At 66.8% G+C, this 16,858-nt stretch carries 17 protein-coding genes and 2 tRNA genes; 3 read left to right on the top strand and 16 right to left on the bottom strand.

Annotated features, from left to right (window positions below):
- Nucleotides 1–306 precede the first annotated feature (306 nt).
- The 8 genes from VEA62_RS06355 to murA form a co-directional block, all read right to left on the bottom strand.
- Nucleotides 307–382: transfer RNA gene (locus VEA62_RS06355), tRNA-Phe, on the bottom strand.
- A gap of 63 nt (nucleotides 383–445) precedes the next feature.
- Nucleotides 446–610 carry a DNA gyrase inhibitor YacG gene (locus VEA62_RS06350; protein WP_324819752.1) on the bottom strand — a complete coding sequence of 55 codons (165 nt, stop codon included), beginning with the start codon at nucleotides 608–610 and terminating at the stop codon, nucleotides 446–448.
- A 4-nt stretch (nucleotides 611–614) separates the two neighbouring features.
- A complete protein-coding gene (locus VEA62_RS06345) occupies nucleotides 615–1,646 on the bottom strand; it encodes an RNA-binding protein (protein WP_324819750.1) in 1,032 nt (343 codons plus the stop codon).
- Nucleotides 1,643–2,221, bottom strand: a complete 579-nt coding sequence (locus tag VEA62_RS06340; RefSeq protein WP_324819748.1) for a nucleoside triphosphate pyrophosphatase — start codon at nucleotides 2,219–2,221, stop codon at nucleotides 1,643–1,645. The genes VEA62_RS06345 and VEA62_RS06340 overlap by 4 nt, the downstream gene beginning before the upstream one ends.
- A gap of 13 nt (nucleotides 2,222–2,234) precedes the next feature.
- Nucleotides 2,235–2,453: a translation initiation factor IF-1 gene (gene infA / locus VEA62_RS06335; protein WP_003164348.1), complete on the bottom strand. Its 219-nt coding sequence runs from the start codon at nucleotides 2,451–2,453 to the stop codon at nucleotides 2,235–2,237.
- Nucleotides 2,454–2,558: 105 nt separating this feature from the next.
- Nucleotides 2,559–3,023 carry a UPF0262 family protein gene (locus VEA62_RS06330; protein WP_324819746.1) on the bottom strand — a complete coding sequence of 155 codons (465 nt, stop codon included), beginning with the start codon at nucleotides 3,021–3,023 and terminating at the stop codon, nucleotides 2,559–2,561.
- Nucleotides 3,020–3,496, bottom strand: coding sequence for a DUF2948 family protein (locus VEA62_RS06325; protein ID WP_324819744.1), 477 nt, complete (start codon nucleotides 3,494–3,496; stop codon nucleotides 3,020–3,022). Before VEA62_RS06325 ends, VEA62_RS06330 begins: the two co-directional genes overlap by 4 nt.
- Complete coding sequence (murA, locus tag VEA62_RS06320; protein ID WP_324819742.1) at nucleotides 3,486–4,775, bottom strand: UDP-N-acetylglucosamine 1-carboxyvinyltransferase; 1,290 nt, start codon at nucleotides 4,773–4,775, stop codon at nucleotides 3,486–3,488. The genes VEA62_RS06325 and murA overlap by 11 nt, the downstream gene beginning before the upstream one ends.
- 395 nt (nucleotides 4,776–5,170) lie before the next feature.
- Here murA and VEA62_RS06315 point away from each other — a divergent pair.
- Nucleotides 5,171–5,245 (top strand) — tRNA-Thr (locus VEA62_RS06315).
- A gap of 39 nt (nucleotides 5,246–5,284) precedes the next feature.
- Here VEA62_RS06315 and VEA62_RS06310 read toward each other — a convergent pair.
- The 3 genes from VEA62_RS06310 to VEA62_RS06300 form a co-directional block, all read right to left on the bottom strand.
- Nucleotides 5,285–5,902 carry a hypothetical protein gene (locus VEA62_RS06310; protein WP_324819740.1) on the bottom strand — a complete coding sequence of 206 codons (618 nt, stop codon included), beginning with the start codon at nucleotides 5,900–5,902 and terminating at the stop codon, nucleotides 5,285–5,287.
- A gap of 49 nt (nucleotides 5,903–5,951) precedes the next feature.
- The gene (gene msrB / locus VEA62_RS06305; protein ID WP_324819738.1) at nucleotides 5,952–6,437 is read right to left on the bottom strand and encodes a peptide-methionine (R)-S-oxide reductase MsrB; all 486 of its coding nucleotides are present in this window, start codon (nucleotides 6,435–6,437) and stop codon (nucleotides 5,952–5,954) included.
- Nucleotides 6,438–6,526: 89 nt separating this feature from the next.
- Nucleotides 6,527–8,026: a hypothetical protein gene (locus VEA62_RS06300; RefSeq protein ID WP_324819736.1), complete on the bottom strand. Its 1,500-nt coding sequence runs from the start codon at nucleotides 8,024–8,026 to the stop codon at nucleotides 6,527–6,529.
- 183 nt (nucleotides 8,027–8,209) lie between these two features.
- Here VEA62_RS06300 and VEA62_RS06295 point away from each other — a divergent pair, with 183 nt between their 5' ends.
- On the top strand, nucleotides 8,210–10,195 hold the full coding sequence (locus tag VEA62_RS06295) for an acetyl/propionyl/methylcrotonyl-CoA carboxylase subunit alpha (protein WP_324819734.1): 1,986 nt from the start codon (nucleotides 8,210–8,212) through the stop codon (nucleotides 10,193–10,195).
- A 104-nt stretch (nucleotides 10,196–10,299) separates the two neighbouring features.
- A complete protein-coding gene (locus VEA62_RS06290; protein ID WP_324819732.1) occupies nucleotides 10,300–11,391 on the top strand; it encodes a DNA cytosine methyltransferase in 1,092 nt (363 codons plus the stop codon).
- Here the strand turns inward: VEA62_RS06290 and VEA62_RS06285 are convergent.
- The 5 genes from VEA62_RS06285 to VEA62_RS06265 all read right to left on the bottom strand — a co-directional run bounded on the left by VEA62_RS06285 (nucleotide 11,366) and on the right by VEA62_RS06265 (nucleotide 16,849).
- Complete coding sequence (locus VEA62_RS06285; protein WP_324819730.1) at nucleotides 11,366–12,319, bottom strand: O-methyltransferase; 954 nt, start codon at nucleotides 12,317–12,319, stop codon at nucleotides 11,366–11,368. The two genes, VEA62_RS06290 and VEA62_RS06285, sit on opposite strands and share 26 nt — an antisense overlap.
- On the bottom strand, nucleotides 12,316–13,620 hold the full coding sequence (locus tag VEA62_RS06280) for an ATP-binding protein (RefSeq protein ID WP_324819727.1): 1,305 nt from the start codon (nucleotides 13,618–13,620) through the stop codon (nucleotides 12,316–12,318). Before VEA62_RS06280 ends, VEA62_RS06285 begins: the two co-directional genes overlap by 4 nt.
- A 66-nt stretch (nucleotides 13,621–13,686) precedes the next feature.
- Nucleotides 13,687–14,208, bottom strand: a complete 522-nt coding sequence (locus VEA62_RS06275) for a hypothetical protein (RefSeq protein ID WP_324819725.1) — start codon at nucleotides 14,206–14,208, stop codon at nucleotides 13,687–13,689.
- Nucleotides 14,209–14,286: 78 nt separating this feature from the next.
- The gene (locus VEA62_RS06270) at nucleotides 14,287–16,272 is read right to left on the bottom strand and encodes a terminase large subunit domain-containing protein (protein ID WP_324819724.1); all 1,986 of its coding nucleotides are present in this window, start codon (nucleotides 16,270–16,272) and stop codon (nucleotides 14,287–14,289) included.
- 121 nt (nucleotides 16,273–16,393) lie between these two features.
- Complete coding sequence (locus VEA62_RS06265; RefSeq protein WP_324819722.1) at nucleotides 16,394–16,849, bottom strand: hypothetical protein; 456 nt, start codon at nucleotides 16,847–16,849, stop codon at nucleotides 16,394–16,396.
- Nucleotides 16,850–16,858: the final 9 nt, after the last annotated feature.

The raw sequence follows: 16,858 nt of genomic DNA, 5'->3' as shown, positions 1-16,858 counted from the left end.
AAATCTCGTCTGCATCGCCGGGGTGTTTGTGGAACCCCGGTCTGCGGAACGCCTCCTGACGCTTCCGGTTGCCTGTCGGCTTCCGGGGCGGTGTCGACGGCGTCGGGATTGGGAAAATCCCGCCTCCGCCGACCGCTCGCCAAGGAAAGCGGTCAAGCTCCTTTGGCGAACGCTTACCAGAGCGTCAAGTGCGCAACGGCGCTTTTCCCCTCGTGGGGGAGCCAACGCGTTCAAAGCCGAGGATTCAGGCCGAAAGCGACATTTTCATGATGCGGTGACACCGATTTCCGGCGGGGCGGGAAACGATGGTGCCTGGGGGCGGATTCGAACCACCGACACGCGGATTTTCAATCCGCTGCTCTACCAACTGAGCTACCCAGGCGAGGCGTCCATTCGCGAGAGCGGCGTCTATAGGCGAGCCGTTTTCAGGTGTCCAGCGCTCTTGTCAGCCTTCGCGGTCCTCGTCCGGCGGCGTCTCGTCGGCGGGCCCCGGGAGGACGTAGGAGCCGGCGAACCAGCGCTGCAGATCCACGTCGGCGCAGCGTTTGGAGCAGAACGGCTTGTATTTCGGGTCCGCCGGCGCGCGCCGGCAGGTGGGACAGGTCGCCATCGCTTCAGCCTTCGTCGATATCCGCGCCGACCGACAGCGTCGAATCGGCCTTCACCCGCGCCCGCGGGCCCAGCCGCGCCGCCAGCGTCTCCGCCCGCGCCGCGATCGACGGCGGACAGCGCAGGGTCAGATAGGGCGCCGCCGTATTCTCCGCCAGCGCCAGCCGCAGCCGCCGCACCGCGTCTATGGCCCGGGTCTCCGGCGCGGGCCGCCCGTCCGGCCCCAGCAGCCGCTCCTCGACGGGCGTGATCCGCCACGGCAGCGACAGCATCAGCACGCCGAAGCGGTTGACCGGACCGAAGGCGACCTCCGGATCGGTCCCGAACGCCGCCCGGGCCGCCGCCAGCATGGCCGCCCCGTCATGGCCGGCGCCGACCAGATCGACGGCGACCAGCCCGCCCCAACCCTTCAGCCGGATCATCCGCGCCGCCTGCATCAGCCCGTCGCGGTTGGCCCGTCCCTTGTCGCGCCGCCCGTCCCGTCCCGCCGCAGCGGCATGGTCGATGTCCACCGCCACCAGCGCCCGCGTCCGCTCCACCGCCAGCCGCACGCCGAGGTGCGCGAACAGCCCGCCCGGGGCCAGCGCCTCCTCTTCCGCCTCCAGGGCCGCGCGAATCGCCGCCGCCCCGGTCCGCGCCTCCGCGCCATTCCCCAGCGTCGCCAACATCTCCGCCACCGTCGGCGCCGGCTTCAGCAGGCGCGGCTCGCCCTCCCCCGCCCCGGTCAGGCGCAGCGTCGGCCCCTTGTGCTCGCGCGGCTCGGCCGCGACCTCGACCTCCACCTTCCGGCCTGTCTCGACGCGGTCGCCCTTTCGTAGCGGCAGAAAGCCGAATGGCTCGGCCGCGCCGAGATCGACGAAGGCGCCCCTCAGCGCCGGATCGACGGCGGCGATGCGGCCGACCGAGCACGCGCCGAGCCGATGCTGCGGGACGTCGTCTTCTCTCTGTATAAGCAGGCGGTCGAAACGGCCGTCCCGGACGACCATGCCCCGAACCTCGCCGGGCGTTTCGTCCAGGAAGATCTCGACCGCGCTCACTCCGCCCGCCAGCCGGCCCCGGCCAGCAGGTTGACGGTCTCGAACAGCGGCAGGCCGACGATGGCGGGATAGCTGCCGACGATCCGGGTCACGAAGGCCCCCGCCCTCCCCTGGATGCCGTAGCCTCCCGCCTTGCCCTTCCATTCGCCCGAGCGGACGTAGGCGGCGATCTCGGCGTCCGACAGCGTCTTGAACGAGACCCGCGCCTCGACCACCCGATGGCGGATCGTCCCGGCGGCGGCCACGGCCACGCCGGTGAAGACACGGTGATTGCGCCCGGACAGGAGTTTCAGGAAGCGCACCGCCTCCGCCTCGTCGGCCGCCTTCTCGAGCAGCCGGCGACCGACGGCGACGACCGTATCGGCAGCCAGCACCACGGCCTCCGGCGCGCGCTCGGCCACGACCGCCGCCTTGCCGCGCGCCAGCCGGGCGGCGAGGCGCGGCGGCGTCTCGTCCTTCAGGGGGGTCTCGTCGATGTCGGCGGGTTCGATGCGGTCGGGGGCAATCCCCACCAGCGCCAGCAGCTCCACGCGGCGCGGGCTGGCCGACGCCAGCACCAGTTCAGGACGGCTCATTGCGAGCCCGTCCTTACTTGAAGCGGTAGGTGATGCGGCCCTTGGTCAGGTCGTAGGGCGTCATCTCGACCAGGACCTTGTCGCCGGCCAGCACGCGGATGCGGTTCTTGCGCATCTTGCCGGCGGTGTGGGCGATGATCTCGTGGTCGTTCTCGAGCGTCACGCGGAACGTCGCGTTCGGCAGCAGTTCGCTGACGACGCCGGGAAACTCGAGCAGTTCTTCCTTAGCCATGCGGCCTCTCACGCCCGGTGGATACGAGTAAACGGCGCGCGCCGGGCGGAGCGCGCGTCGAAGGTGCGGGCATATGCCTCAAAACGCGCGGATAGTCGAGTGAGGTCAGCCCCGCCGGTACAGGGCCGTCACGAGGGTGAACAGCCGCCGGGCCGTCTCATGGTCGATGGCGATCTTGCCGTCGAGCCGGGCCTTGAGCAGTTCGGCCCCTTCGTTGTGCAGGCCTCGCCGGCCCATGTCGACCGCCTCGATCTGGCCGGGCGAGGTGCCGCGCAGAGCTTCGTAATAGCTGTCGCAAATGGCGATATAGTCTTTCACCACCTTGTTCAGCGGGTTCAGCGACAGACCGTGGGCCCTGGCGAAGCCGGGACCGGCGATATCGAAGACCAGCCGCCCGTCCAGCATCGACAGCTTCAGCGCATAGGGGCCGCCGCTCGCGCCCGTCGGCTCAAAGCTGTTCTTCTCGACCAGGTCGAAGATCGCCACCCGGCGCTCGTGTTCGATCTCCGCCGTGGCGGCAGGCAGGGTGGCCGGGTCCAGTTCGACCGAAGACAGGCGGTGATCGCTCACGCCGGCCCCGGCCCTTCGGCCAGATGCGTCGGGGCCACCCTGGCCGGCCAGCGCTCGGACAGGTCGGTCAGCACCGCGTCGAGGCACTCGACGTCGATGCGCAGGTCCCCGCCGCCCGCGAACATCAGCGTCACCCGTCCGCCCGGCGCCTCGCCGGCCTCGAAATCCAAGGCCAGCAGCTCCAGCGCGTGCTCCGGCCCGCGGGGCAGGCGGCGGCTCTTGACCGAGATCACATCGCCGAACTGCATCGCCGACATCACCCGCGTCCCGCCGCACTCCCAGCAGAACCGGCTGAGCTGCAGCGTGACCCGCCGCCACGACGGCTCCCAGACGATATCCACCGGCCGCATGATGGCGTCCTGAAGCGCCGCCGAGATGATGTGAAGGTCGTCGGCGTCCTCGGCCAGCAGGCGCAGGGGCTCCGCGGCCGTCCCCGTCTTCGTGCCGTCGGCGGCTGACGCCTCAGTGCTCATGGTCCTCGCCCTTGATCCGGCGGATTTGCGCGCCACAGGCGCCGAGCTTCTCTTCCAGCCGCTCGAACCCGCGGTCCAGATGATACACGCGTCCGACCGTGGTTTCGCCCTCGGCGACGAGCCCGGCGATCACCAGGCTGACCGAAGCCCTCAGGTCCGTGGCCATGACCTGGGCGCCGTGCAGCACCTCGACCCCGCGCACCACCGCCTCGCCGGCGTGGACGTGGATGTCGGCGCCGAGCCGCCCCAGCTCCGGCGCGTGCATGAAGCGGTTCTCGAAGATGTTCTCGTGGATGACGCTTTCGCCCTCGGCCGTGGTCATCAGGGCCATGAATTGCGCCTGCAGGTCGGTGGCGAAGCCCGGATAGACCTCGGTGGCGACATTGACCGCCTTCAGCCGCCGCGCCGGGTCGCGCTTCACGATCACGCCGTCGTCGGTCGGCGTCACCTCGACCCCGGCCTCGACCATCTTGTCGCTCAGCGCCTGGATCAGCTCGGCCCGGCCGTTGGTCAACCGCACCTCGCCGCCGGCCATCGCCGCGGCCACGGCGTAGGAGCCCATCTCGATGCGGTCCGGAATCACCGACCAGGTCGCGCCGCCCAGCGAGCCGACGCCGGTAATGACCAGTTCGTCCGTGTCGATGCCGTCGACCCTGGCGCCCATGGCCGTGAGGCAGCGGGCCAGATCGCCGATCTCCGGCTCGCGCGCGGCCTTCTTCAGCACAGTCACGCCGTCCGCCAGCACCGCAGCCAGCAGGGCGTGCTCGGTCGCCCCGACCGAGACGAACGGGAACTCGATCTCGGCCCCCTTCAGCCCCCTGGGCGCCCGGGCGATGACATAGCCCTCGTCCAGCTCGATCTCGACGCCCATGGCGGACAGGGCCTGCAGGTGCAGGTCGACCGGCCGCGCGCCGATGGTGCAGCCGCCCGGCAGCGAGACCTTGGCCTCGCCCGTGCGGGCCAGCAGCGGCCCCAGCACGTTGAACGAAGCCCGCATCTGCCGGACCAGGTCGTAGGGCGCGAAGCTCGATTCGATCCGGGCCGCGTGGAACAGGGTCTCCTGCTCTCCCCCGTGCCCGTTCTCGGTCACCTCCACGCCGAGCTCGCGCAGCAGGCGGCCGAGAAATTTCGTGTCCGCCAGGCGCGGCATGTTGGTGAGGCGCAGCGGCTGATCGGTCAGGATCGAGGCGGCCATCAGCTTGAGGGCGGAATTCTTGGCGCCGCTGACCGGAATGGATCCGTTCAGCCGTGCGCCGCCTTGGATGGCGATGCTGTCCATGTCGTCTCTACAGGCCGGCCCCGAAGCGATCTGCCTCAAGTGCCGGGGGCCGGCTATCTAGCCCGGACGGCAGGGGTTGCGAAAGACCGTCCGGTCGGTACGGCCGATGACATTCAGTTGCTTGGCTTTACCGGCCTGGGAGCGCGGGCGGCGGCCTTGCGCCGTTTCAGATTGGCCCGCAGCGCCGTGGCGAGCCGCTGGGCCCGCGCCGTCGCGGGCGTCCTTGGCGGCGCCAACGGATCCGGCAGGCTGGGCGGAAGATCAGGCAGGGCCGCCGGGAATTTCGACTCATCCATGGCTCGATGAGACCCTCGGACAAAGATTTCCGCAAGCAGGGGAAATCAGGGCTTCCCCCGTTGTCCCCTGTTGGCTATAGGGCCGCTTCCTCAGTGACCGCCGCCGTAGCTCAGTGGTAGAGCGCATCCTTGGTAAGGCTGAGGTCGTGGGTTCGATTCCCCCCGGCGGCACCACTGAAGCAAAAGGCCCGATCCGCCGGATCGGGCCTTTTTCTATTCCGCGGCCTGCGGTTGCGGCCGGGGCCGGAGGCGGGCCCATGGCGGGCCGTCGGGCCGGGCCACCCGGTCCTCGTACTCCGCCGCCGCGCCTTCCCTGGGCGCTCCCGCGAAGACATAGTCGCCGTCGTCGAAATACGGCTCGTAGCCGTAGCCGTATCCCCGGCCATAGCGGTAGGGGAAGCCGTTCTCGACCTGCCGGATGCTGATATCCAGCCGGCCGTTCTCGCCGATGGGCAGGGACACCGCCGCGCCGTAGTCGCGATAGCCGCCGGTGCCGAAGCCGACGCTCACCTCGCCGTGGGGTTCGCGGTCGTCGCGCCAGAATTCCGAATCCCCGGACCGTGTCTCGACCGGCGCCCGGGCCGAGAGCCACCGGGCGATCTGCTCGTCGGTGTCCAGTCCGTGCGGCCCCGTCGATTGGCCCGTTGATTGGGGGGACGGCGCGGCTCCGCCGACCGGGGGAGCCACGGGCCCCACGGTCGCGTCGAGGGCCACCGGGGTCGCTGGGGCGGTCGCCACCACGCTGTCCTGGTCGCCGCCCTGATCGCGAGCGGGCTCGCCCAGCGGGGCGCCGGACACAACCCCGGTCATCAGCAGCGCGGCGATCAGCATGGGTTCGACTCCTGCGAGAAATCCACCCTAGCCCCAAATGCGGCCAAGGTCAGGCCGCGCCGTCGCCGCGCCCCATGGGATCGGGCAGGGCTTCGCCCTCCGGGACGAAGGCGAGGGCCACCGAGTTGATGCAGTAGCGCAGGCCCGACGGCGGCGGTCCGTCGGGAAAGACGTGGCCCTGATGGCTGCCGCAGCGGGCGCAGCGGGTCTCGGTCCGGGTCATGCCGTGAGACCGGTCGGTGACCGCCTGCACATGGGTCTGGTCGACCGGCTCGGTGAAACTCGGCCAGCCAGTGCCGCTCTCGAACTTGGTTCCGGTCCGGAACAGCGGCAGGCCGCACTCGCGGCAGCAGAACACCCCGGGCCGCTTCTCGCCCAGCAGCGTGCCGCAGAACGGCGCCTCGGTGCCGTGGGCCAGCAGAACCCGCTTCTCCTCCGGCGACAGATCGGCCTCCAGCCGGGCCCGTTCGGCCTCGTCGGGTGGCGTCAGGTCGAAGCCCGAGGGCGAGCGCAGGGTCGGGGCGATGTCTGTCATGGCTCCGAAATAGGAAGGGCCGGGCGAGGGTTCCACCCCCGCCCGGCCCCTTGCCTCGCCCGCGCTCACCGGCGCGAAGCGCGGCGGCGTTACTGGAACAGCGACCCCACCCAGGTCCGGACGGCGGTCTCGTCGACCGGGTTGCCGGCGTAGGTCAGGCCCTGCGCCGGAATGAAGGGCTGGTTGTTGCCGCGCTGGCGCGACGTCCACGCCTTGTGGCCATAGCTCAGGTCCGCATAGGTCGAGGGCAGGCGCTGCACGGTCTGCTCGATGAAGATCGAGTCCGTGGCCGTGGTCGAGCCGGCGATGCGCACGTTCGGCAGTCGGCTTAGCAGGTCGAGGGTGTCGAGGCAGCCGCCCGAGCAACCCGCGTCTACCAACACGACGACCGGCCCCTGCACCGGATTGGCGGCGGTCGGGTCGGCGGCCGTGGCGGCGAGCGGCTGGGTGAAGCTCGGCTGGCCAGCGGCGAGCGCAGCGTCGAAGGCGGCGAGAATCGCCTGGGTCTGCTCGATGACCTCCGGGGCTTCGTAGACGAAGCGGGCGTCCTGCTGCATCCGGCCGATCACCTCGGCGTACCATTGGCGGTTCCCGGGGGTGGCGCGATAGGTGAAGTCGCCGCCGGTCGGTTGACGGCTCTGGGTGAATTCAGAGGTCCAGATGCGGTTCAGCACGCCATAGCCGCGGGCCGTCGAACCGAGGTTCGAGGCGCCGCTGCCGCCGCGCAGGTCGAGCACGAAGCCTTGCGGCCCCCGGATCGTGGCCAGTTGGCCTTCCAGCTGCGCGTTGAACGCGTCCCAGCCGGCGCTGTCGGCGAACGAGTGCACGTTGATCCACGGACGGCCGTCGACCGTCTCGATCGACAGCGGCGCCGGACCCGGCGTGTACAGGGTGGCGCGGTAGGCGGCCTCGAGATTGGCCGGCGTGGCGGTGGCCAGTTGGGGGCGCAGCTCGAAATCGCGTTCGCGGCGGTTGCCGACCTTGAACTTGCAGGTCGAGGGCACGCCGGCGGCGAACGGGTTGTTGCGGTTCCACAGCAGGTAGGGCGCCGTGGTGACGCGGCCGGCCTCGGTGTTCAGGTCGCCTTCCCACAGGTCGAGCTTGGCCCGGGCGTATTCCTCGATCGGGGTGGCGTTGCACTCGGTGACCACCGCGCCGACCGGCGGCAGGTTGCGCACGCCCGGCTGGACATGGGTCACCACATACTGGCCGTTGCGCCAGCCGGTGGTCACGCCCGCCCAGTTGCTGGCCGAAAAGCGGTCGGCCGCCGTCTCGTAGCTCGGGCGGATGATGATGTTCGAATCGCGGAAGCCTGCCGCGTAATAGCGCAGCAGATAGGCGTGGCTGGAGCCGCTGTTGGCCTGCCCGGCCTTCGCCATCGCCTCCTGCAGACCACGGTCGAGCCAGGCGCGGAAGGTGTCGCTGGCCTGACCGGGCACGACCGGCGCGGGATGATTGGCCGCCAGTGCGTCGTGGGCCGCCTGCAGGTCCTGACGCGCCAGGGCGCGGAAATCCTGCGAGGAGGCGGAACCGGCGCCCAGCGCCAGGGTCAGGGCCGCGGCGGCGGCGACGGGGAGGATACGGGACATCAAGTCTGGCTCCGGAGCCGTGGGAACAGGGAACGGGCAGCGTTAAAGCCCATCGGAGCGGGGCTTGCCAAGCCCGTACCCCGTCCGGATGAACGCCCCCTCCAGTTTACTCGCCCCTGATCGCGGCCTAATCGGGGCGACGCCCTCACGGGGGGATCACGTTCGCTTCAGAGCCCCAGATTCATGTTCTCCAAGATTCTGATCGCCAATCGCGGCGAGATCGCCGTCCGCATCATCAAGACCTGCCGTCGCATGGGCATCAGGACGGTGCAGGTCTATTCCGAGGCCGACGCCGGCTCGCTGGCCGTCGAGATGGCCGACGAGGCGGTTCTGATCGGACCGGCCCCGGCCAACCAGTCCTACCTGCTCGCGGACAGGATTATCGAGGCGGTGCGCCAGACCGGCGCCGAGGCGGTCCACCCCGGCTTCGGCTTCCTCAGCGAGAACGCCGGCTTCGCCCGCCGTCTGCGCGACGAGGGCATCGCCTTCATCGGCCCCAACCCCGAGGCCATCGAGGCCATGGGCGACAAGATCAGCTCCAAGAAACTGGCTGCCGAGGCCGGCGTCTCCACTGTCCCGGGCCACATGGACCTGATCGAGTCGACTGAAGAGGCCGTCCGCATCGCCAACCAGATCGGCTATCCGGTCATGATCAAGGCCTCGGCCGGCGGCGGCGGCAAGGGCATCCGCGTCGCCCACTCGGACGCCGACATGGCCGAGGGCTTCGCCGCCGTGAAGGCCGAGGCCCTGAACGCCTTCGGCGACGACCGCGTCTTCCTCGAAAAATTCATCATCGATCCCCGCCACCTCGAGATCCAGGTGCTGGGCGACAAGCATGGCAACGTGGTGTCGCTCTTCGAGAGGGAGTGCTCGATCCAGCGGCGGAACCAGAAGGTCATCGAGGAGGCGCCGTCGCCGCTGCTGGACGAGGCGACGCGTCAGGCGATGGGGGCGCAGGCCGTCGCCCTGGCGAAGGCGGTCAACTACGACAGCGCCGGCACGGTGGAGTTCGTGGCGGGGCAGGACAAGTCGTTCTTCTTCCTCGAGATGAACACCCGGCTGCAGGTCGAGCATCCGGTGACGGAGCTGATCACCGGGGTCGATCTGGTCGAGCAGATGATCCGCTCGGCCTGGGGCGAACGGCTGGCCTTCGAACAGAAGGACCTGGCCATCAACGGCTGGGCCATCGAGAGCCGGGTGTATGCGGAGGATCCGTACCGCGGCTTCCTGCCCAGCATCGGCCGCCTCGTCCGCTACGACACGGCGGAGGAAGGCCCCCACCCCGACGGCTACACCGTCCGCAACGACTCCGGCGTCCGCGAGGGCGACGAGATCTCCATGTTCTACGACCCGATGATCGCCAAGCTGTGCGCCTGGGGCCCGACCCGCGACGCCGCCATCGACGGCATGGCCCGCGCGCTGGAGGACACCCACCTGCAGGGCGTCGGCCACAATGTGCCCTTCCTGGCCGCCGTGATGGACCAGCCGCGCTTCCGCTCCGGCCGCCTCTCCACGAGCTACATCAAGGACGAATTCCCAGACGGCTTCCACGGCCTGCCCCCCACCCGGCGCCAGAGCGACATCCTGATCGCCGCCGCCGCCGCCATGAACGAGATCCTGACCGAACTGTCCGGCGACCCGTCGCACCGCACCGACTGGATCGTCCTGATCGGCCAGCAGGCCCACGGCGTCACCCTGTCCTACGACGACGACGAGGCCCTGACCCTCGACCTCGCCGGCGAGGACCGCGCGCTGAGGCTCAGCGACATCGACTGGCGCCCCGGCCTGGCCCAGTTCCGCGCCGTCCTCGACGGCGAGCCCTTCACCGCCGAGGTCGCCCGCGTCGCCGACGGCTTCGTCATCCGCCACCGCGCCGCCCGCGCCCGCGTCCGCGTCCTGACCCCCGCCGTCGCCGCCCTCTACGCCCGCCTGCCCGAGAAACAGGCCGCCGACACCTCGAAGCTGATCCAGTCCCCCATGCCCGGCCTCGTGGTCGCCATCCCCGTCGCCGTCGGCCAGGAGGTCAAGACCGGCGAAACCGTCGCCATCATCGAGGCCATGAAGATGCAGAACATCCTCAAGGCCGAGCGCGACGGGGTGGTCAAGGCGGTCAGCGCGAAGGCCGGGGACCCGGTGGCCGCGGACGATGTGCTGGTGGAGTTTGCGTGACTGCAACTCTAGAATTGGCAGCCGAACTAGGTGGGTCGGACGTCATAGCGCATGGTACCGAGGTCGATTCTGCGACGCCGGTCGCGGATGCCTACTGGAATGACATGCGCGTCGTGGACCTCTTCTGCGGTACTGGAGGCTTCTCCCGAGGCGCTCACGCTGCGGGATTCAATGTCGTCGCCGCTTATGATCTCGATGACACACTGACCTCGAGCTACGGGATCAATTTTCCTTCGACGACCTTGCGCCATCGTGACATCAGCGGACTTACCGCGTCCGATATTGAGCAGGATGCAGGCACCGAAGTAGACGGAATTTTCGGCGGCCCGCCCTGCCAAGGTTTCAGTTCTATTGGTCTGCGAGATACGAAGGACCCTAGACGACTGCTTCTTGGCCACTTTTTCCGCCTAGTAAGGGAGGCTCGGCCGAAGTTTTTCGTAATGGAGAATGTCGTCGGGCTTGCGCATTCGGAATCGATTCCGCTGCTCAATGCTGCGCTCGAGTCAGTGAGTGAAGCGTATGACGTGTCTGCTCCCTGGATCCTGAACGCAGCAGACTTTGGGGCGGCCACCATTCGTCGCCGACTCTTCGTAGTGGGTGTGCGCCGCGATATCGGGACAGCCCCCTCTATCCAAAGTCTCACCCCTTATCACAAGCCAGCTGCCACCGTGCGCGACGCAATCTCAGACCTGTTGTCGGCCAAGCGGATCGCGGACCGAGAAGCCAACCCTGGATTCGATGTTTGGAAGATCCAGTCGCGCAAACGACTCAGTCCTTACGCGGCGAAGCTTCGCGCTCCCGACCACACGTTTACCGGGCACCGTTTGACCGTTCACTCCCCTGCGGTCGCCGCCCGCTTTGCCAAGGTCATGCAGGGTGAGATGGACAAGATAGGACGGCACCCTCGGCTGGCCCTTGCTGGGCAATGTCCGACCCTGCGGGCTGGCACCGGGTCCGACAGAGGTTCCTTCCAATCTGTTCGACCGATCCATCCTCTGCTTGATCGGGTGATAACTGTCCGAGAGGCAGCTAGACTTCAGGGCTTTCCAGACGCACACGTTTTCCACACCACCGTCTGGCACAGCTTCCGAATGATAGGAAACAGCGTCTCACCAATAGTGAGCGAAGCGCTGTTCTCAATGATCCGTGATCATCTTCAAGCCCTTGCGGCTAGGAGAACACTTGGGCAAAAGTAGGATAGTGGCGGTAGAACTCCTTAAAAGCCTGTATTTGCTCATCTTCAAGATCAAACCCGAGAGCCTGTATTGTCTCGCGGGACAGAGTTCTGCGGGTTGGAAGCTTTGCTTGGATAACTGAAACTTCTTTTCCCGTCAGATGGGGAGCTAACACCGGGCGCTCGACCCAACCAGGCCAACTATCGGCCCCAACGATATCTCGCACAGCAGGACGAATATCGGGGCTTGGAAAGACCGCACCCACCGAAACCATAGTTGCCTTATCACGATAGACCACGTTGAAGGCGGGCAGACAGCGGTTTTTTTTGGCTACCCTCCGGCTGGTGTTCGCAATAACGTTCATAACTAGTTCTGCGAGAGACGAAGCCAAGTTCAGTTCCCGGACATCTCCTTTCTGAAGGCTAGAAGTCGCGTCTTCACCAAACAGCTCGCGGAGCCGAGCCAGAACTAAATCGGGGCTACGACCATACTTCTTATCGGTAGCATTAAATGTAGTCAACAAAACACTGTTGTCAGGCAGACGAGGAACTAAATCTCTTAGCTCTTCGAGCTCCCGCTCTCCAATAGGTTCGTCATAGTCCAACCAGATAATCGAAGGATAAACCTGTAAGTGTTTCGCCTCAAATAATCTTGGGGTCACATCGAACGAGTACCCATGCTCAACTCTCACGAACCGATATGGCTTATTGAATTTTGCCCTACTGAAACCAATCTCATGCGCCTCGATTGAAATCATTCGCTCCAGACGAAGAATCTTATGGGCCATTATGAAGTCCGTGAACCAGACCGATCCCAAGCCAATGTACGTCGCCCTACCCCACGCCACCTTATCTTGGATAAGTCTCAGGCCTTCGAATATCAAACCACGCTGGATCGTCTTGCTGGGACGCAAGCTATAATTGACAGCATTAAAGCTGGGAACGATCATTCTTCCACTGCCAAGTCGTCGTATGCGTAATCGAATGCCTTCCGTCCAACTTCACTGTTCGAAAGCGTTGCATCTCCGAAGCCTAGCGCTAGCCGCTTCACCCGTTCTATCGGCATGCGGAACTGTAAACTTGTATCTCTTACGCGCGCCTTACGTATTTGCGGCAGAACGACTTGAGCTTGCGGTCGAACAGAGAATATGGACGATTGAACCGCCTTCGCCTCTTCCTGTTCAGCGGACGCCTTGTCTGTCTTTCGTGCGTTCGTGTAGTCTATCCAAGCCCGCGTGGGCTCTTTCATCTTTGGTCTCGCCCTACGGTATACGATCGACGATAAATCGACACTTCTCTTTGTAGTAGTCAAAGGAAGAAGTTCCGTAGCGTCGGCACTGAAAACGATGAGACCGAAGAACCCGGTGTATTGTGGGTGCCATCCGGGAAATTCATCACCCCATACAGACAAAGCCGTCTTATCGGCAGCCATGACGATACGGCCGTTGCAGGCCACGTACCACCCTGACTTTTCCTCCCGCTCGGTTCGTTTCTCGGTAGGATCGTTATCTTCTGCCGGAGGGAATGCGAACCCTGCCACGATTTCCACATAGACCTTTTCGTTGCCAATCTTCTCGACGTAAGTCTCGTATTTTGGCTCGAAGTCGCCGCCCGTAAACAATTTGAATATCTCGCCAACCACCGGAACGTCGTTCACCGTGACGCTCAGTCCCCTATGGAGATGTAGCGAGTAGTCTCGGGCGATCGTACGGCGTAGGAAGGATGCGAACTCCGTGTCGCCAAACGTGAGCTTCGCGAGATCCGTCAAATCTTTGATCTCGATATCCAGACCGCTTTCAGGCAGTTCCTCGGCATCCATTATGGGGAAATCCCAGTCGGTGCCTGTACCCTTCACCCAGGTCTCGACATCGATCGGCACTTCGAAGGCATCGACACCACCCTTCTTACGATGGGTACTACGGACATTAATGTCCTTACCCAGCTTGAAGACTGCGCGCTTCAGGCCAATGCCATAGACACCGATGCTAAATTCCGCAGAGTCCGCAGGGTCCTCCGCCTTTCTCCCGAAAGTGAAGGCATACTTCTTAGCGCTTTCAAGAGACATCCCACCGCAGTTGTCCTTGATGCTAAATAGCTCAGGAGTGACCTTTAGATCGATCTTGACCTTGGAAAAGTCCGGGCCCGACAGGAGACCCAGCCGAACCGATCCCAACGCTTTCCATGCGCTGTCGACACTATTGTCGACCAAATCAAGTATACAGTCTTCGATGCTTATATCACGAGTAAGCATTCGCACGAAAAACGCCCTACTGGCGTTTGCGTCCGCGCGCGCAATTTCTCCCATCGCATTCAGCCTCTATTTGGCGACCTTCGACATCGTCATGAGATCGGATTGAACTGAGCCGTCGTTTGCCCAACCACTCCACTTACCTTCTGCATCTCTGAGATTGCCTGTAAGTCGGACTTGGTACACGCCGAAGTAGGCGCGATGAATATCCTTGGGATCAAACCAGCGACCAGTCAGAGTCCGGTCAGTAAGCTTTCCCACGAAAACACATTTTTCTGGCGTTCCATCTCGAAGCTTTGTTCGCATCGTGAAGGTCACGTTTCCGAACAATGAGTAGATTTTGACGGTATCTTCGTTGACTTCTGGAAACTTGGTGCTGTCCACACACCATTTGACAGCCCAATCGCCGTCGAACGGCTGCTGAGGAGAGAGGAACGAGAGGAACTTGATCACAATGGACTGTTCCGTCAGGGCGCGCAGGGGCGCCTGAAGCACTGTTCGGAGACCCATCGTGGCCGCCCCGAGGAAGGCACCCCCGAAAGCGGCCGGCCAGTCGATGGACGTGATCAGCACAGTTCCTTGGTCAATCATCGATTCCCCCGATCACGTTTCCACAAATGGTTGCTGCGGGCAACGCGATAGCTGGGGACAGGTCTGGCGTCTACGGACTCACACCCACCGCACCCTCGGCCCCCTTTCCCCTTCCGGCGCGTCGACCAGCAGGTCGGTGATCGCCCAAACCAGCGCGTCCGCGCGGTCCAGGGAGCCGGCCGCCTCCATCTGGCCGCCGAAGGCCATCAGCTCTTCCTCGAGGGCGTCGAAGGGGCCGGCGTGGTGGATGCGGCCCTGTTCGTAGAGGGCGGCGACGGGTTCGGCGCGGATGTATTTGCCGCGGGTGGCGTGGACCTCGCGGATCCTGAGCCTGGCGCCGGCGGTCTTGAGCACGGCGCGGACCATGTCGCCGCCCTGGTTGACCTCGGCGACGATGGCCGTGGCGGCGAACTCTTCCGCCAGGGCGACGGCGCGGCGGGCCCAGGCGTCGGGGCCGAGGCCGGCGATCGAACGGTCGGCGAGGACGACGGCGCAGCGGGTTCCGTCGGGGCGGCGGTAGGAGGCGGCGGCGATCAGGCCGCAGGCGGCGCCGCCGGCGGAGGCGGTGGGGTCGATGGCGACGATGGTGCGGTCGTATCTCGTCCCTTCTCCCCTTGCGGGAGAAGGTGGCTCGCGCAGCGAGACGGATGAGGGGTCGCGCCGGCGGGCGGAGCTGTCAGACGACGCTGCGGACGGGTCCGGGAGACCCCTCATCCGGCCCTCCGGGCCACCCGTCGTTGGTCCGGCTCCGCCGAACCTTTCTCCACCCGCAAGGGGAGAAGGAAGCGGTTGGCGCGCCCGCGCCATCATCTCGGCGGTGAAGAGGGCGCCGTCTAGCTCGACGATCTGGCCGTCCAGCTCCTGGGCGGCGCGGCGGGTGCCGCCGTAGAGGGCGTGGAGGTTGTCGAGGAAGCCGGGGGAGAGGTGGTCGGCGTTCTCGGCGGTGGGGGCGTGGGTCAGGGCGCAGCCGGCCTCGTCGCGCAGGCGGACGAGGGCGCGGGTGGGGCGCGGGGTGGTGGTGACGACGAGGCGGGGATGGGTTGCCCCCTCCCCCCCTTCGGGGTCCCCCTCCCCGCGCAGCGGGGAGGAGACGGTGGGCGCTTCTGTCTCCTCCCCGTCGCCTTGCGATGGGGAGGGGGACCCCGAAGGGGTGGAGGGGCGGAGCGGCAGGCGCAGGCCCATGCGCAGGAGGGCGAGGGTTTCGGCGGCGCCGCGGGGGCCGCTGCCGCGCCAGGCGCAGAATTCGTCGGCCCAGGCGGCGCTGAACTGGGGGCCGCGCAGGGAGTCGGGGTCCTCGGCCGAGAAGGCCCAGGCCTGGCAGCCGTTCTCGAAGACCAGGCGGCGGCGGGAGGACTGGAATTTGGGCCGGGTGGCGCGGGTCCAGCGCGGCAGGGAGCGGACGCCGCTGACGCCCTCGATCATGACTTCGCGCACGTCGTGCAGGGTCGGGCCGATCAGGGCGAGGCGGCCGCCGGGGCCGAGGGCCTCGGCCTGGTCGGCCAGCCAGCTGGCCCCGGCGAGGGTCTTGCCGGCGCCGCGCCCGCCGAGGAACAGCCAGGTGGACCAGGCGCCCCGGGGGGGCTGCTGGGACTCGCGGAGTTCGAGCGGGGCGGCGGGGACGTCGTCGTCGCCGTCCCATGGGTCGGGGGCGGCGGTGTCGCGGCGGGCGTGGGAGCGGTAGACGGCGCCGGGGACATCGCGCTTGCGCATGTGGAAGCCCGCGGCCTGGTTGTTGAGGGCGCCGGTGCTGACCTTCCAGTCGGCGGCGATGACCCGGTCGCACTCGCCGTCGAGCCGGCGCCGGGCGGCGGCGCGCCAGTCGGCCGGGGTCATGTCGTGGCGGTTCTGCCGCAGGGGCTCGTGCTCGGGCCAGCCGCCGGGCGGGATGCAGCGGTGATCGAAGGCGCCGGTGTCGCGCTTGCGCAGGCCGCGCTTGAGCGCCTGGACGTTGATGGCGCTCTTCGAGACGCCGTATTTCACGGTCAGGACGCGGCGGGGGACGCCGGCCAGCTCCTCGGCGAAGAGGGCCAGCCATTCGGGGTCGGTGAGTTTGCTTTTGGCCATGCCGACATTATCGGCCCGCCGTCAGCCAGGGCGGGCTCATGACGCTGGCGCGGCGGCGATGTCGTGGAAACTCAGCGGCCTGACCGAAAAAAGTATGGAGACAGGCGGCGGATTGTCAGCATCAGGCGGAGGGGCCGGCCGCGGGCTCCGGTTCGGGCGGGGCGGCCGGGTCGTCGCCCGCCCGGCGGCGGAGGCCCTGGCGGCGGTCGTCGCCGGCGCGGCGGCCGCCGTTCAGCATCATCAGCTCGAGGCGGATCTCGATCAGGCGCTGCTCGATGGAGCCGATCGCGATCAGCAGGATGGAACTGCCCAGCAGGACGCCCTGCAGGGTCAGGGCGATGCCGGGGATCTCGAGGTCCAGCATCTGGCCGGCGAGGACCGTCAGGGTCGCCACCGCCGTCATGATCGCCACCCCGAAGGCGCCGATCACCTTGATCAGGGAGTGGGTCGGGGCCTCGCGGTTGATCCGGTTGCCGGGCTTGCGGCGGTCGCGGCCGCGGCGCTCGGTGCGGGCCCGGCGCTCGACGTCGTGGGCGCCCTCGAGGCGTTCGGTCATGACTTCGGCTTCCATGGCCATGGGGGCTCT

It is taken from the genome of Brevundimonas sp., from assembly GCF_035627475.1.
Taxonomy (GTDB): Bacteria; Pseudomonadota; Alphaproteobacteria; order Caulobacterales; family Caulobacteraceae; genus Brevundimonas.
The sequence above is the reverse complement of the archived record's forward strand: the minus strand, read 5'-3'. Positions and strand labels throughout refer to the sequence as shown.